Below are 15,163 nucleotides of genomic sequence, written 5' to 3'. Positions count from 1 at the left end.
ATTACATCTGACCATTAAAAAATAAATAACAACAGATGAAACACACATATCATATACACGGAATGACTTGCAACGGTTGTCGCAGTCACGTTGAAGAAACGCTCTCTAAAATAGAAGGTGTTTTAAAAGCAACAGTCGATTTAGATAAGGCAGAAGCTACCATCGAAATGGAATCGCATATTCCTATAGAAAAGTTTCAAGAAGCCTTAAAAAAGGATGGTGATAGATACAGTATTCATAAACAAGGTGAACAACATCAACATTCAAATGATAAAAAGAAAGAGCAACCAAAAGGAAAAGGCACAGGCACATTTTATTGTCCTATGCATTGCGAAGACGATAAAACTTATGATGAACCAGGCGATTGTCCTGTTTGCGGAATGGATTTGGTGGAAGAACAAAATCTATCCACAGCTTCAGCAGAACAATGGACGTGCCCTATGCATCCAAAAATTGTCAAAGACGAAGCAGGTTCGTGTCCTATTTGTGGGATGGATTTAGTGCCAATGGAAGTAGATAGTTCAGCAGAAGAAAAAACGTATAAGAAGCTATTAAAGAAATTTTGGATAGCATCTGTATTCACATTACCTATTTTCTTAATTGCTATGAGCGAAATGCTTAATAATAATCCATTATACGATATAATGGAACAGAAATATTGGAACTGGATTCAGTTTGCTTTATCCATTCCAGTTGTCTTTTACGCTACGTGGATGTTCTTTGAGCGTGCTTATAGAAGCATAAAAACTTGGAATCTCAATATGTTTACACTCATTGGAATCGGTGCAGGTGTGGCTTGGTTATTTAGTGTATTTGGGATGTTGTTTCCAGATGTATTTCCTGAACAATTTAAAACTGAATCAGGTGCAGTTCACGTCTATTTTGAAGCAGCAACGGTAATTCTAACATTAGTACTTTTAGGTCAATTATTAGAAGCTCGCGCACATAGTAAAACCAATTCGGCAGTAAAAGAGTTACTAAAGTTAGCACCGAATAAAGCCATAAAATTAGTAGATGGTGAAGAAGTTGAAGTCAGTATTGACGAGATAGAACTCAACGATATTCTAAAAGTGAAACCAGGAGATAAAATTCCTGTAGATGGTGTGATAACTGAAGGCGAAACAACCATTGACGAATCTATGATTACAGGTGAACCTATTCCTGTAAACAAATCTCAAGAAGATAAAGTAAGTAGCGGAACAATTAATGGGAATAAAACCTTTTTAATGAAAGCTGAAAAAGTAGGAAGTGACACGCTTTTATCACAAATCATTCATATGGTTAATGATGCCAGTAGAAGTCGTGCACCTATTCAAAATTTAGCAGATAAAGTTTCAGGTTATTTTGTACCAGTTGTAGTTCTTATTTCTATTATCACATTTATTGTATGGTCTATTTGGGGACCAGAACCAGTTTATGTGTATGCGTTTGTGAATGCAATTGCAGTACTAATCATTGCGTGTCCTTGCGCTTTAGGTTTAGCAACACCAATGTCTGTGATGGTTGGTGTGGGTAAAGGTGCTCAAAATGGTGTATTGATTAAAAATGCCGAAGCTCTTGAAAAAATGGATAAGGTAAATACGCTTATCGTTGACAAGACAGGCACAATTACCGAAGGAAAACCAACAGTTGAAACCGTTGGTGCTTTTAATGCTGTTTTAAGCGAAAAAGAAGTGTTACAATACATCGTGTCATTAAATACAAATAGCGAACATCCTTTAGCAGAAGCGACAGTTAAATATGGCAAAGAACACAACGCAGAAATTTTAAAGTCCGAAGATTTTAGTGCTGTTACAGGAAAAGGTGTTGAAGCTAAAATTGATGGAAAAAATGTAGCATTAGGTAATCCTAAAATGATGGAATATGCCAAAGCAGATATTACCTCTAAAATGAAAGACGAAGCTAAATCTTACCAAAAACAAGGCAAAACAGTTTCTTATTTGTCAATAGATGAAACCGTAGTTGGATATGTAGTTATAGGCGATAAGATAAAAGAAACAAGTGCTAAAGCGATTAAAGCACTTCAAGATAAAGGCATTGATGTGATAATGCTTACAGGTGATAATCACGATACAGCACAAGCAGTAGCATCAGAACTAAATTTGGCAGATTTTAAAGCCAGTATGCTACCAGAAGACAAACTCAAAGAAGTAGAGAAACTACAAAAAAATGGAAAAGTAGTTGCTATGGCAGGTGATGGAATTAATGATGCACCAGCATTGGCAAAAAGTGATGTAGGTATTGCAATGGGAACAGGAACAGATGTAGCGATAGAAAGTGCAATGATAACGTTAGTAAAAGGCGATTTACACGGTATTGTAAAAGCAAAAAATTTAAGTAATGCTGTAATGAAGAACATTAAGCAAAACCTATTTTTTGCACTTATCTACAACACTTTTGGTGTGCCTATTGCAGCAGGTGTGTTGTTTCCATTCTTCGGAATACTACTCTCGCCAATGATAGCAGCTTTAGCAATGAGTTTTAGTTCGGTTTCGGTAATAGCAAACGCACTACGATTAAGAACAATTAAAGTTTAACTATAAAATCAAAAAAATATGGAAAATTCAAAAGAACACTCAAACAAAGGAAATTACAAAACCTTCTTTATAATGTTGGCTTGCTCATTTGTAGCAATGTACATCACAATGTATTTAAACACCTATTCCATAGACCACGTATGGTTTAGTCTAACACGATTCTATATGACGTGTTTAGGAATTTCAACAATGGCAGTAATAATGTGGTTTTTTATGCGAAAAATGTATAATGATAAAAAGAAGAATATCGCCATACTCGCAGGTAGTTTTATACTGTTTGTAGGTGCATTAGGGTTGGTAAGAACACAAGCACCAATTATTGGTGATGTCCTTTGGATGAAAGCAATGATACCACATCATTCTATCGCTATTTTAACAAGTGAAAGAGCAGATATTCAAGACCCAGAAGTTAAGAAATTAGCAGAAGACATTATAAAAGCACAACGTAAAGAAATAGAAGAAATGAAAGCAATAATAAAACGATTAGAGAATGAAAAATAATAAAATAGTCATATATATTGGCATACTCGTAGTAGGTGTGTTATTGGGTTGGTTGCTTTTTGGTGGTTCATCAAAAAAAGATACAGAACATAATCACGATGCCATTTCAGAAACCAATCAACTGTGGACGTGTTCTATGCATCCACAAATTATGCAACCAGAACCAGGCGATTGTCCTATTTGTGGAATGGATTTAATTCCTGCGGAAAATGGAAGTGATGGCTTGTTAGCAGACCAATTCAAATTGACTAAAAACGCAATGGCTTTAGCTAATATTCAAACATCTATTGTTGGTAAAGGCAATGTTGAAGGCAATACTATCAAATTATCTGGTAAAATTGCTGAAAACGAAGAAGCCAATGCAGTACAGGTAAGTTATTTCGCTGGAAGAATTGAACGTTTGAATGTGAGTTTTACAGGCGAAGAAGTTCGTAAAGGTCAATTATTGGCAACCATTTATTCGCCAGAACTCTATGCAGCACAACAGGAACTGATTACAGCAGCATCTTTAAAAGAATCACAACCTGCTTTATACAAAGCAGTCCGTAATAAGTTGAAATTATGGAAGCTTTCTGAAAATCAAATCAATCAGATTGAAGAAACAGGAAAAGTGAAAGAAAACTTTCCTGTTTATGCAACCTTTTCGGGTACTGTTACAGAAAAATTGGTAGAGCAAGGCGATTACATTAAACAAGGACAACCCTTACTTAAAATTGCTAATCTAAACACGGTTTGGGGAAATTTTGATGTGTATGAAAATCAGATTGACCGCTTTAAAAAAGGACAGGAAGTGATGATAACAACCAATGCTTATCCTAATAAAGAGTTTAAAGGTAAAGTTGATTTCATTGACCCAGTTTTAAACACGAAAACAAGAACTGTAACCTTACGTATTGTTTTAAGCAATAAGGACGATGTATTTAAACCAGGAATGTTTGTAACCGCAAATATTGAAGGCAGTACAGCTAAAAATGACGAAGTATTAACAATTCCTGCATCTTCTGTGTTATGGACAGGTGAACGTTCTGTGGTGTACCTTAAAACAAATCCAGACCAACCTATTTTTGAAATGCGTGAAATTAAATTAGGCAATCAAATTGGTAATGAATATGAAGTTGTAGAAGGTTTATTTGTTGGAAATGAAATAGTGACTAACGGTACATTTACGGTTGATGCAGCAGCACAATTACAAGGCAAAAAGTCTATGATGAATAAAGATGGTGGTAAAGTAATGACTGGACACGAAGGTCATTTAGGTATGGATAACAATGCATCTAACAAAGAAAGTGACCACACTAATATGAATGAGCGTTTGAAAGTATCAGCGAAATTTCAAGAGCAGTTAAAAGCTGTTTTCAATGAGTATATCAATTTAAAAGATGCTTTAGTAAAAGAAGATTCAAAAAGTACTTCAGCAAACGCAACAACTTTATTAAATAAATTGAACAAAGTAGATATGAAATTGTTGTCAGATAATAAGGCGCATAACCATTGGATGTCATTAGAAGGCGAAATAAAATCTTCTGCAACTTCAATTTCTGAAACGTCCGATATAGAATCACAAAGAGACCATTTTAAACATTTATCATCACATCTAATCAATGCTGTTCAATTGTTTGGTGTTAATGAAAAGGTCTATGTGGAATTTTGTCCAATGGCAGATAACAACAATGGTGCATATTGGTTGAGTAAAGAAGAAAAAGTAATCAATCCATATTTTGGCGAAGCAATGCTAACCTGTGGTGAAGTAAAACAAGTAATAGAATAATAAATCAAGTAATAACAATTAAATTTTAAACAATGAAGAAAGTAATTTTAAGTGTAGCTGTAATAGCAGCATTAGGTTTGACAAGTTGTAAAAACGAAACCAAAAAAGAAACAGAAACCACAACTACTGAAATGTCAAAAGATATGGCAATGACAGACCTGTCTTTTGGTGTAAGAGGAAATTGCGGAATGTGTAAAAACACTATCGAAAAAGCAGCTAACGGTGTTGAAGGTGTAGCAAGTGCTAATTGGGATGTCGATAAAAAGAAGATTGATGTGTCTTTTGATGATACAAAAACCGATGCAATGGCAATCCATAAAGCAATCGCAGCTTCAGGATATGATACCGAAAAAGTAGCAGGTGATGAAGAAGCATATGATGGTTTACCAGGTTGTTGTAAATACGACCACGAAATGATGATGAATCAATCTGGTGAAATGAAAGATGATGACGATACAAATCACGATCATTAGAATCTACAAATTGAGAGTCCTTTTTAGGGCTCTTTTTTTATTACACAATTCAGTAATGATAGTATAATCCGTGAGCAGGTAATAAGGTGTTCGTCAGTTGTTCCATTTAGTTCCATAAAACATATCTGCAAGCCAGTTTGTTTATATATCGTCATTACGTAGTAATCGACAATCTCACAATCAAAAAGCTCTCAAGTTAAAAGGGCTTGCATATACCATAAATAGTACCACTGCGGCGACACGTCCTCGTTGGTACTATTTATTTGTTTTATTTCACACATTACTCGCCTTCCTCACCCGTAGCTACTTTTGCCCCTTAAAATCCCAATAAGGTCAGCACGTTGTGCTGTTAGAAATTATTAAGGGGCAACCGCTACTTAATGTTATGCGAGCCTGCGGGTCGCTTCGGGCAAAACCCACATATAATTTCGCTTCAATAGATTGTTTAGCGAATTAATTGAAATTACAGAATGTCATAACATTTGATTTAATAAAGTATGTGGGTCTACGGGTGTCACATTTTTTGAACGTCCCAAGTTTGCAAATAAGATAACCGCAGTTAAATCAACAATATTTGATTATTGAATTAAAATATTCGCATCATAAGATAAATTGAACTTCATTGAATACTGCGGATTATCCTATTTCGCAAGCAGTACACAAGAGCAACTCATTCAGTCAGCAATTCCATCCACCACACAATAGTTTCTACATTACGGTTTGCCTTCAGACAAATTCAATTCCTATTTTTCTTCAAATACGGCATTTCCTCAACTTCATTACTTCGTGTCAAATACGGCAAACCTTAAATGAAAACTATTCCCAAACCTTCCATTGCTTCCTTCAATCCTTGCACTTGCCTAAACATTACTATTTTGAACTACCAATAAAAATCCTTCTGACACGAAATAAGAATCAAAAAATCCGCCACCCTTGCGGTAAACCGTTGCTGTGGTACGCACTTATGCAAAAAAAATGCAACGTGCTATTACCACAACACCCTTGCTCATCTCGCAGCCGGCTCGCGCCTTTTAGATTACCTGCTTATTTTTGGTAATTGATTTAATTCTTCAGCTAAAATTGTTAGAACACGCGTCCTATCATATCTATCTGCAATATGTGAGTCTTCATATAAAATCCGATTTACAAAATGTACGATATTAGCTTTAGTAAAGGCAAGATTTGAATATTCTGCTACAAATCTGAACATATCAATAAATTCTTGATGTTTAAATTTTGCAAATAATTCAAATATATTCGTTTTAATTCCTTCCCAAACGTCATTTCTAATAATACAAATATTACATTCTTCATTATTGTTATAATTTATATTTCTTAATGGATCAAAAGATTTTTCTAAATCAAAAAAACTATGTTTCATTCCATTTACTTGACTGGCTTTATTATATAGTATAATTATATATTCATTGAACAATAAAAAATATGGATTTCTATATTTTGGTATCTCTAAAACAGAATTGCTTGACAATCTTTTAATGGCATTTGAATTAAAAAAAATTCCAAGAGGATAAGGACAGTTTAAGTTTATGTTTTTTTCGACGTGAATTTTTAGTTCAGGTATATTTTCTTTAAGATTATTATTTAAATAGTTTCTAATGGCTCTGTGTTCTTTATCTTTCAGTTTGAATTTATTGTGGGTTGCTAAAGAAAACCTTAATATAACAGAATACCAGAATAAAGATATAAGTCCTAAATCATTATTAAAAGTGAATATTTCATCCTTGTCACACTCTTTTTTACTTAAATGCTTATGGATTTTATCTGCATACATAGATTCTAAATGTCCTAACTTTTTTTCACAATCAGAACAAAAGATATTGTCTTCTATAAATGGTATATAGTTTTGATCAATTTCCTCATCGGTCAATTCTCTTCCCATATAATCCTCAATTTGTTCAGGTGTAAGTTCTCGTCCGATATGATTTTCAACAGCTTCACTTCCTATAGATACTACAAACTCTTTATTTCTTTCAAATAGAGTTTTTAAAATAAATGCAGGTACTATATGTGAACCTTTTTTGTCAGCAGGTTTAACTAAACATAATTTACAATTCATAGGTTTATTTTATATTTTAAAGTTAAGTAAAAAGATTGCAAAGTTAGATGCCTTCCTTCATCCATCGCTATCATACTATAAAGTTCAAGCCCTACGGGTTTTGAAAAAAATTTTGCACCCAACTTTTGGCAAATCCTGCTATAGCTATTTTGTATAGCAATATTTTTCCCAAAAAACTTGACAGTATGTCCACGCCATCAATTGAACTGCTTTCTTTTTTCTCTTTTTCTTTGTAAAAAAAATATTGTTTTTTTATTTCTGATGCAAAAAGAAGCAATCTAAAGCAACAAAACCCATATTGAAAGAATAGCATAAAACTTGCCATATATTTCAGCGGAAGGTACAGCTTCGTGTTAAGTCCGTACCAAGTCCGAAGAAAAGTAAGTTTCATTTAAATCATTTATGTTATGGGTAAAATTGCTCAAGGTATTTTAGGAGGGCTTTCAGGTAAGGTTGGAAACATTATCGGTGGAAGCTGGAAAGGAATTGACTACATTAGAATTAAACCTTCAAGTGTAGCGAATCCAAGAACTGTAGGTCAGGTAAACCAAAGAAATAAGTTTACAGTGACTTTAGAATTTATTCAAGCTGTTAAACCTTTTATCCAGAAAGGATATAAGTTTTTAGCAGTGAAGAAAACAGCATTCAATGCTGCAATGTCGTATGTGTTAAACAATGCTATTGGTGGAGTTGAGCCAAACTTCAATGTAGATTATGCTAACGCTTTAGTAAGTAGAGGAGGTTTATCGACTGCTTTAAACCCTACTACTGATCTTACAACTGCGGGAGAAGTAACTTTTAACTGGGATGATAACTCTGCTGAAGGTAATGCGAACGCCACCGATAAAGCAATGTTATTGGTTTACAATCCATCAAAGAAAGAATCTATTTCTTTAACTGATGGAGCAGACAGAACAGTAGGAAGTCAAATTGTTGCTATCCCAACAACCTACGCAGGAGATACAGTGGAGCTATTTATGGCATTTATCACTGCCGATGGTAGTCAAGTATCAAACAGTACTTATTTAGGCTCTGGAACAGCTAATTAATGCTTGGTGTTTTATGTATGAAAACCACTCTTTATGAGTGGTTTTTTTTATGCTATATTTGTAATTAATATTATTAATGTTTGTTGCTAATCTTCTCTTATTTTGTGTTTTTTGTTTCCTATTTGTTGCCCAAACGCTACAATACCAATGAATATAGGGTTAGTTAAATATTGTATCGGGAAATAATTAGTTTGTTTTTAGTTTGTAATGGGTTCTCGATACGATTCCTCATGTATCGGAATCACTCGAACTGACGAAGGTGGTGTGATTTCTTGTGTCTTAGAAATTACTTTAACTGAGGTAGATGGTGTGATAGGTTCTCGATACGATTTCTCGTTCCTCGCAATCACTCGAACTGACGAAAATGATACGATTTGTTAGGTTTATAAATCACTTGAACAGATGTAGGTAGTGCTATAGGTTCTCGATGCGATTTCTCATGTATCGGAATCACTCGAACTGACGAAGGTGGTGTGATTTCTTGTGTCTTAGAAATTACTTTAACTGAGGTAGATGGTGTGATAGGTTCTCGATGCGATTTCTCATGTATCGGAATCACTCGAACTGACGAAGGTGGTGTGATTTCTTGTGTCTTAGAAATTACTTTAACTGAGGTAGATGGTGTGATTGGTTCTCGATACGATTTCTCGTGCCTCGAAATCACTCGAACTGACGAAAATGATACGATTTGTTAGGTTTATAAATCACTTGAACAGATGTAGGTAGTGCTATAGGTTCTCGATGCGATTTCTCATGCTTCGAAAGCACTCGAACTGACGTAGATGGTGTGATTTCTTGTGTCTTAGAAATTACTTTAACTGAGGTAGATGGTGTGATTGGTTCTCGATACGATTTCTCGTGCCTCGAAATCACTCGAACTGACGAAAATGATACGATTTGTTAGGTTTATAAATCACTTGAACAGATGTAGGTAGTGCTATAGGTTCTCGATACGATTTCTCGTTCCTCGCAATCACTCGAACTGACGAAAATGATACGATTTCTCGTGCATTGAAAGCACTCGAACTGACGTAGATGGTGCGATTTGTTGGTTTTTTGTTTTAGTGAATAATCACGATTTCTTATTAAAATGTTTCGTTTCCTTTTTCTTGATTTGTATTTCGTAGGTGTCTTATCTATATCTTATAAGTATCTGTCATGCTATAAGGTTGCCATAAGCACGCTATAACCACGCTATAAGCCTTAATTTGATTTTTTGTATATTGCTGTAAATGTGAGTGTTAACTTAAAACAGAGTATTATGGCAAAACAGGCAGGTATTTTACCATTTGTAGGTACTATAGGTGGTATTAATTTTTACTATTTGAACGGTAAGCCTATTGCTAGACAGGCTGGTGGTGGTTTTAATGGTAAGGCTATTAAAAGTAAAGGAAGTATGCAGCGTGTTCGGGAGAATAGCAATGAGTTTGGAGGTTGCTCTCGGGTGAATAAAGCTTTTAGAGAGGCTTTGCGTCCGTTTTATAAAAAGCATCGATTTACGCATTTACATAGCCGATTGATGGGTTTATTTAGTACATTGAAAAACTTGGATTTGGTTAGTAAACGTGGTGAACGCGTGGTTGCTAATGGTGTTGTTGGTGCTGATGGATTGGAATTGCTTAAGCGTTTTAGTTATACGCCTGATTGTCAGGTTAAGACTGTGCTGCCATTTAATTATGTGGTTGATTCTGTTAGTTATGCTTTAACGATTTCTGATTTTGATATTAATCGAGTTGGATTTATTGATGGTGCTACGCATATTGAATTGACTTATGGTGTGCTTGATTTTAATTTTAGAACTTTAGATTATGAGCTGCATTTGGCTTCTGCTTTGGTTTTGGATACTGATTTTGCTGGTGCTAGTGTTTCGCTTGTGCCTGATACCTTGCCTTTAGGTATTGGTACTGAACTTTGTGTTTTTGGTGTTCGGTTTTATCAAGAGGTTGATGACGCACTGTATTTGCTTAATGCTAAGGATGGCGTTGGTTTTATGGTGTTGTGATGTTGGGTGTGTTTTGTTTAAGCTTCTAAAAGGTTTGACACGAATTTCACGAATCTTCACGAATTTTACATCTGATTAGAAATATGTGGTTGATTCTGTTAGTTATGCTTTAACGATTTCTGATTTTGATATTAATCGAGTTGGATTTATTGATGGTGCTACGCATATTGAATTGACTTATGGTGTGCTTGACTTTAATTTTAGAACTTTAGATTATGAGCTGCATTTGGCTTCTGCTTTGGTTTTGGATACTGATTTTACTTAATGCTAAGGATGGCGTTGGTTTTATGGTGTTGTGATGTTGGGTGTGTTTTGTTTAAGCTTCTAAAAGGTTTGACACGAATTTCACGAGTTTTCAGGAGTTTTACATCTGATTAGAAATATTTGGTTGTACTTTTTATGATAAATATGCACGTATGAGATTCCTCGTCGCTATGCTCTGTGGGCATGACAACTGTACTGAAAAAGCATAATTGTGCGATCATAGCCTGGTCAATTATAATTTGAAATTGTAATGCCTAATGCATTTCGGTTTTGTACGTTTATACTTGTTTTAGAAGAATTATAACATATCAAGGTATAGAAGCTTTTCTATTCCTATGATTTGTTATATTTTTAAGATTCTATTAATCATAGTACAAAACACTTTACAACATAAATGATCCAAAACAAATTAACCTTAGAAACCTTAGAGTCTTGGCTTTGGGATTCTGCCAATATATTAAGAGGAAGTATAGATTCCTCAGATTTTAAAAATTACATTTTCGGTTTACTATTCCTAAAACGTTCTAATGATGTTTTTGAAGAAGAAGTAGAAGCTATTATGAAGCGTGATAACGTTTCAAGAGAAGATGCCGAAGACGACACCTATTTTCAAATGCCAGAAGAGTCTAGATGGGAAACCATTAAAAAGCATACCGAAAACATAGGTATTGCATTAGATAAAGCATTTGCTGGAATAGAAGGTGAAAACACTTCATTAGAAGGCGTCATGACAGCTACCAAATTTGGTGATAAAGAAAAATTGTCCGACGAGCTTTTACAACGTTTATTACGTCATTTTAATCAGCATTCTTTACGTAACGACCATTTAGAGTCTAACGATTTATTGGGAGATGCTTACGAGTATTTAATTAAGATGTTTGCGGATGACGCTGGTAAAAAAGGAGGGGAATTTTATACACCTAGAGGTGTAGTGCAATTAATTGTAAAGTTAATTAAACCAGAGCCAAAACAAAAGGTGTACGACCCAACGTGTGGTTCTGGTGGTATGTTAATAGAGTCTGCTAGATATATTGCAGAACAACCCAATGGTAAAGTGGGTAATAACGTAAATGTGTCCTTATTTGGACAAGAAAAAAACTTAGGCACTTGGGCTATTGGGAAGCTAAATATGTTACTCCATAATTTTATGGATGCCGATATACGCAAAGGTGATACGCTTACCACACCACAACATAAAAACGATAATAACGAACTCACACTTTTTGATAGAGTTATTGCAAATCCTCCTTTTTCTATGGATGGTTGGTGGACTCCAGCAGAAAACTCTATTGAAGTGAAACTAGATAAAAACGGAAAAGAGAAAAAAGTATCACCTAACTACAACAAAGTAGTAAGCGACCCTTTTGGGCGTTTTCAATACGGTATACCACCAAGAGGTTATGCCGATTTAGCTTTTTTACAACACATGATAGCCGTATTAAAACAAGATGGAAAAGCAGGTGTGGTATTACCACATGGTACCTTGTTTAGAAGTGGTACAGAAGGTAAAATTAGAAAAGCATTATTAGAAGCCGATTTGGTTGAAGGTATTGTGGGCTTGCCATCTGCTTTGTTTTACAATACAGGGATACCAGCAAGTATCTGGATTATTAATAAAAATAAAACCGAAGCACAAAAAGGAAAAGTGTCTATTATTGATGCTAGTAACGATTATAAAGATGGTAAAAACCAAAACGAATTATTAGAAGAACATATTTCTAAAATTGTAGATGCTTACGATGAAGCAAAAGATGTAGAGAAATACATGCGAATTGTAGACTTAGCAGAAATTTCAGAGAACGATTACAAATTAAATATTTCTCGTTTTATAGATACTAGCGAACCAGAACCAGAAGTGGACATTAAAGTAGTACATCAAAAATTAGCTATTTTAGAAGAAAAAGAAACTGATATTGATGAAAAATTAGCTGGATTTTTAAAGGAATTAGGGATATGAGTGAACTAATTGTGAAAACGAAGGCTGGTTTGATACCGAGTTCTTGGAGTTCAACTAAAATACAAGATATACTTTTAGAGTATCAAAACGGGTATGCTTTTTCAGCAAAAGGATATGTTAAACATGGAATACCAATTGTTTCAATGGCTATGATTTCATTGAAAGGAAGGTTTAAATTTGATGATAACAAATGTAAATATTGGGATTCTAAGGAAGAAGATAGCCTTTCTCGTTATCTTTTACAGAAGGGAGATTTAATTATTGCTATGACAGATGTTACACCTAATAAAGATTTAATAGGGAAGATGGCTGTTATAGATATAGATGGTAAGTTTTTGTTGAATCAGAGAGTAGGACATCTGAAGTTAAATAAAGAACTAATTAATGTTTCTTATTTATCATATATTGGGAATTCTGAAAACTGGCTAAAAAATTGTAGAAACATTGCATCTCAAGGAGCTCAAGCAAATTTAGGGACAAAACAAATACTTGAAAGTTACATACCTCTTCCACCATTATTAGAACAGCAAAAAATAGCAGACATACTAAGCACTGTAGATGCTAAAATCGAAGTTATAGACCAACAAATTACTGAAACCCAAGAACTAAAAAAGGGGTTAATGCAAAGCTTGCTAACCAAAGGTATTGGACATACCAAGTTTAAAGATTCTCCTTTTGGAGAGATTCCTAAGAGTTGGGAGGTAAAGCTTCTTGATGAATGTGCTATAAGAGCTAGTGGTCATACTCCAAACAAAAAAGAAGATAGTTATTACAATGGTGGGATAAAATGGGTCTCTTTGGGTGATTCAAAAAGATTAGATAAAAGATACATATCAAAAACTAAAATTGAAATATCAGAAGAAGGGATTAAAAACTCTTCTGCTGTTTTGCACCCTAAAGGTACAGTTCTAATGTCAAGAGATGCTGGAGTAGGAAAAAGTGCAGTGATGAAAACAGAAATGGCAGTTAGCCAACACTTCATTGTTTGGAAATGTGATGATAATTTTAATAATTGGTTTTTATATTACACTTTACAACAATTAAAACCATTGTTTGAAAGAGTGGCAGTTGGTTCAACAATTAAAACAATAGGTCTTGGTTTTTTTAAGAAATTAAAAATAGCTGTTCCACCAATAGAGGAACAAAATAAAATTTCCAAAATATTAAATTTAGCAGATGATAAGTTAGATGTTCTTTTAGGAAAAAAAGCAACTTATCAAGAGCTTAAAAAAGGCTTAACGCAACAGTTGTTAACGGGTAAGGTTAGGGTAAAAGTTTAAAAAGTAAAGCATGAGTGTTTCAGTTGAAGACCTAGAAAATTTTATTATAAAAACGCAACCAGATTTAGAAACTATTAAAAGAGAATTAAGTGCTTTTAATATTTTTAATGTGTTAGGCATACAACATCGTGAAATACGTCATAGTAATTTTTTAGGCTGGTTGTTTGACCCTAACGAGTCGCATCAGTTAGGTGATGCCCTTTTAAAAACATTATTACAGTATCTTAGTAAATTAGATGCTGTAAAAGGTTTCAATTTAGGGGATTTATTAAATAAAGATTTATCAAGTACGCAAGTATATAGAGAAAGTGTACATAATATAGATATTTTAATAGTCAATGAACAATTAGGGTTTGTTATAACCATAGAGAATAAAATCTTTTCAGATTTCTCAGAACATCAATTAGCAAAATATTACAAGTATATAGAACTAAATTATAGCCATTTAAAAACTAGAGTGTATTTAACATTAACTCCAAATGAAAGTAATCGTCATATTGGCTTTAATTTGGGAGATATGTACATCAATATTAACTATAAAAACATTGTAACTATTCTTAAGGCAAATAAGCAACTTATAGATGCATCAAAACCAACAGTAAAAGAAAGCATTAGCCAATATATATCCATGGTACAAAAAGACATTACAAAAACCAGTAAAGAAGTAGCATTAGCCAAAAAGCTTTACAAGAATTACAAAAAGGAAATAGATTTTATTATCAGCAATCAAGAGGATTTTTCAGTTTACAAAAAGGACATTCTAAATTATTTTAATGGAGGTGGTTTTGAAGGGTTTATAATCAGTCATAATTCAGAAAATAGAAATGTTATTTTTCTATTACCAGACAATGAAGATTTATTAGAGTTGTTTCGTTATCCAGAAGCAGAATCTCGTGGTGGGGAATTTATTTTTAGCCTAGTAATTTATTTTGAAAAAGATGTAGTTTGGATGAAATTTGGCTTCGGAAATATTGTTGAGTCTATACACAAAGGGGCTTTGCAAGAAAAAAAGGATGCACTATTTAATACAATGAAAGGTTTTGAATGCTTTAAAAATAAAAAACTATCTATTGACCACCATAACCACAATTCATCTATGGAATTTGCAGGGATTTGCGGTGTACAATTATTTGATGACGATATGTATTATTCTGAAAACACCTCGTTTTTAGAAATCTTTAAGATGAAATTTGAAGTAATAAATCGTGAACTTATTCAACCGTGGATAAAAGAATGTTTGGAAAAAATAAGCTAA

At 33.8% G+C, this 15,163-nt stretch carries 13 protein-coding genes; 12 read left to right on the top strand and 1 reads right to left on the bottom strand.

The features are described from left to right. The first annotated feature begins 35 nt into the window (after positions 1 to 35). The 4 genes from MUN68_RS07985 to MUN68_RS07970 are packed head-to-tail and all read left to right on the top strand — an operon-like array spanning position 36 to position 5,279. The gene (locus MUN68_RS07985) at positions 36 to 2,537 is read left to right on the top strand and encodes a heavy metal translocating P-type ATPase (RefSeq protein ID WP_249997227.1); all 2,502 of its coding nucleotides are present in this window, start codon (positions 36 to 38) and stop codon (positions 2,535 to 2,537) included. A gap of 18 nt (positions 2,538 to 2,555) precedes the next feature. Then, positions 2,556 to 3,038: a DUF305 domain-containing protein gene (locus MUN68_RS07980; RefSeq protein ID WP_249997226.1), complete on the top strand. Its 483-nt coding sequence runs from the start codon at positions 2,556 to 2,558 to the stop codon at positions 3,036 to 3,038. After that, positions 3,028 to 4,806, top strand: coding sequence for an efflux RND transporter periplasmic adaptor subunit (locus tag MUN68_RS07975; RefSeq protein WP_249997225.1), 1,779 nt, complete (start codon positions 3,028 to 3,030; stop codon positions 4,804 to 4,806). Before MUN68_RS07980 ends, MUN68_RS07975 begins: the two co-directional genes overlap by 11 nt. Before the next feature lie 32 nt (positions 4,807 to 4,838). After that, positions 4,839 to 5,279: a heavy-metal-associated domain-containing protein gene (locus MUN68_RS07970; protein ID WP_249997224.1), complete on the top strand. Its 441-nt coding sequence runs from the start codon at positions 4,839 to 4,841 to the stop codon at positions 5,277 to 5,279. Between the two features lie 1,036 nt (positions 5,280 to 6,315). On the opposite strand, the gene MUN68_RS07965 is transcribed toward MUN68_RS07970, so the two are convergent. Further along, the gene (locus tag MUN68_RS07965) at positions 6,316 to 7,356 is read right to left on the bottom strand and encodes a hypothetical protein (RefSeq protein ID WP_249997223.1); all 1,041 of its coding nucleotides are present in this window, start codon (positions 7,354 to 7,356) and stop codon (positions 6,316 to 6,318) included. Positions 7,357 to 7,763: 407 nt separating this feature from the next. Between MUN68_RS07965 and MUN68_RS07960 the strand changes: the two genes are divergently transcribed. From MUN68_RS07960 to MUN68_RS07925, 8 genes are all read left to right on the top strand, one after another. After that, a complete protein-coding gene (locus MUN68_RS07960) occupies positions 7,764 to 8,405 on the top strand; it encodes a DUF6266 family protein (RefSeq protein WP_249997222.1) in 642 nt (213 codons plus the stop codon). A gap of 207 nt (positions 8,406 to 8,612) precedes the next feature. Then, positions 8,613 to 8,786 carry a hypothetical protein gene (locus tag MUN68_RS07955; protein ID WP_272792433.1) on the top strand — a complete coding sequence of 58 codons (174 nt, stop codon included), beginning with the start codon at positions 8,613 to 8,615 and terminating at the stop codon, positions 8,784 to 8,786. A 92-nt stretch (positions 8,787 to 8,878) separates the two neighbouring features. Then, entirely contained in the window at positions 8,879 to 9,100 is a 222-nt protein-coding gene (locus MUN68_RS07950; RefSeq protein WP_272792432.1) for a hypothetical protein, read from the top strand. A 566-nt stretch (positions 9,101 to 9,666) separates the two neighbouring features. After that, complete coding sequence (locus MUN68_RS07945; protein WP_249994793.1) at positions 9,667 to 10,407, top strand: hypothetical protein; 741 nt, start codon at positions 9,667 to 9,669, stop codon at positions 10,405 to 10,407. An 85-nt stretch (positions 10,408 to 10,492) separates the two neighbouring features. Next, positions 10,493 to 10,672 (top strand): hypothetical protein, encoded by a 180-nt coding sequence (locus MUN68_RS07940; RefSeq protein ID WP_249994791.1) that lies wholly within the window; start codon positions 10,493 to 10,495, stop codon positions 10,670 to 10,672. Between the two features lie 393 nt (positions 10,673 to 11,065). Then, entirely contained in the window at positions 11,066 to 12,628 is a 1,563-nt protein-coding gene (locus MUN68_RS07935; protein ID WP_249994790.1) for a type I restriction-modification system subunit M, read from the top strand. Then, a complete protein-coding gene (locus MUN68_RS07930) occupies positions 12,625 to 13,908 on the top strand; it encodes a restriction endonuclease subunit S (protein ID WP_249994789.1) in 1,284 nt (427 codons plus the stop codon). The genes MUN68_RS07935 and MUN68_RS07930 overlap by 4 nt, the downstream gene beginning before the upstream one ends. Before the next feature lie 10 nt (positions 13,909 to 13,918). Next, positions 13,919 to 15,163: a PDDEXK-like family protein gene (locus MUN68_RS07925; RefSeq protein WP_249994787.1), complete on the top strand. Its 1,245-nt coding sequence runs from the start codon at positions 13,919 to 13,921 to the stop codon at positions 15,161 to 15,163.

It is taken from the genome of Psychroserpens ponticola (assembly GCF_023556315.2).
Taxonomy (GTDB): domain Bacteria; phylum Bacteroidota; class Bacteroidia; order Flavobacteriales; family Flavobacteriaceae; genus Psychroserpens; species Psychroserpens ponticola.
The sequence above is the reverse complement of the archived record's forward strand: the minus strand, read 5'-3'. Positions and strand labels throughout refer to the sequence as shown.

Excerpts from the sequence above, each read along its gene's own strand:
- MUN68_RS07935 (WP_249994790.1), top strand. The coding sequence starts at position 11,066 with ATGATCCAAAACAAATTAACCTTAGAAACCTTAGAGTCTTGGCTTTGG.
- MUN68_RS07965 (WP_249997223.1), bottom strand. The coding sequence starts at position 7,356 with ATGAATTGTAAATTATGTTTAGTTAAACCTGCTGACAAAAAAGGTTCA.
- MUN68_RS07985 (WP_249997227.1), top strand. The coding sequence starts at position 36 with ATGAAACACACATATCATATACACGGAATGACTTGCAACGGTTGTCGC.
- MUN68_RS07945 (WP_249994793.1), top strand. The coding sequence starts at position 9,667 with ATGGCAAAACAGGCAGGTATTTTACCATTTGTAGGTACTATAGGTGGT.
- MUN68_RS07975 (WP_249997225.1), top strand. The coding sequence starts at position 3,028 with ATGAAAAATAATAAAATAGTCATATATATTGGCATACTCGTAGTAGGT.
- MUN68_RS07980 (WP_249997226.1), top strand. The coding sequence starts at position 2,556 with ATGGAAAATTCAAAAGAACACTCAAACAAAGGAAATTACAAAACCTTC.
- MUN68_RS07930 (WP_249994789.1), top strand. The coding sequence starts at position 12,625 with ATGAGTGAACTAATTGTGAAAACGAAGGCTGGTTTGATACCGAGTTCT.
- MUN68_RS07925 (WP_249994787.1), top strand. The coding sequence starts at position 13,919 with ATGAGTGTTTCAGTTGAAGACCTAGAAAATTTTATTATAAAAACGCAA.
- MUN68_RS07955 (WP_272792433.1), top strand. The coding sequence starts at position 8,613 with ATGGGTTCTCGATACGATTCCTCATGTATCGGAATCACTCGAACTGAC.
- MUN68_RS07960 (WP_249997222.1), top strand. The coding sequence starts at position 7,764 with ATGGGTAAAATTGCTCAAGGTATTTTAGGAGGGCTTTCAGGTAAGGTT.
- MUN68_RS07970 (WP_249997224.1), top strand. The coding sequence starts at position 4,839 with ATGAAGAAAGTAATTTTAAGTGTAGCTGTAATAGCAGCATTAGGTTTG.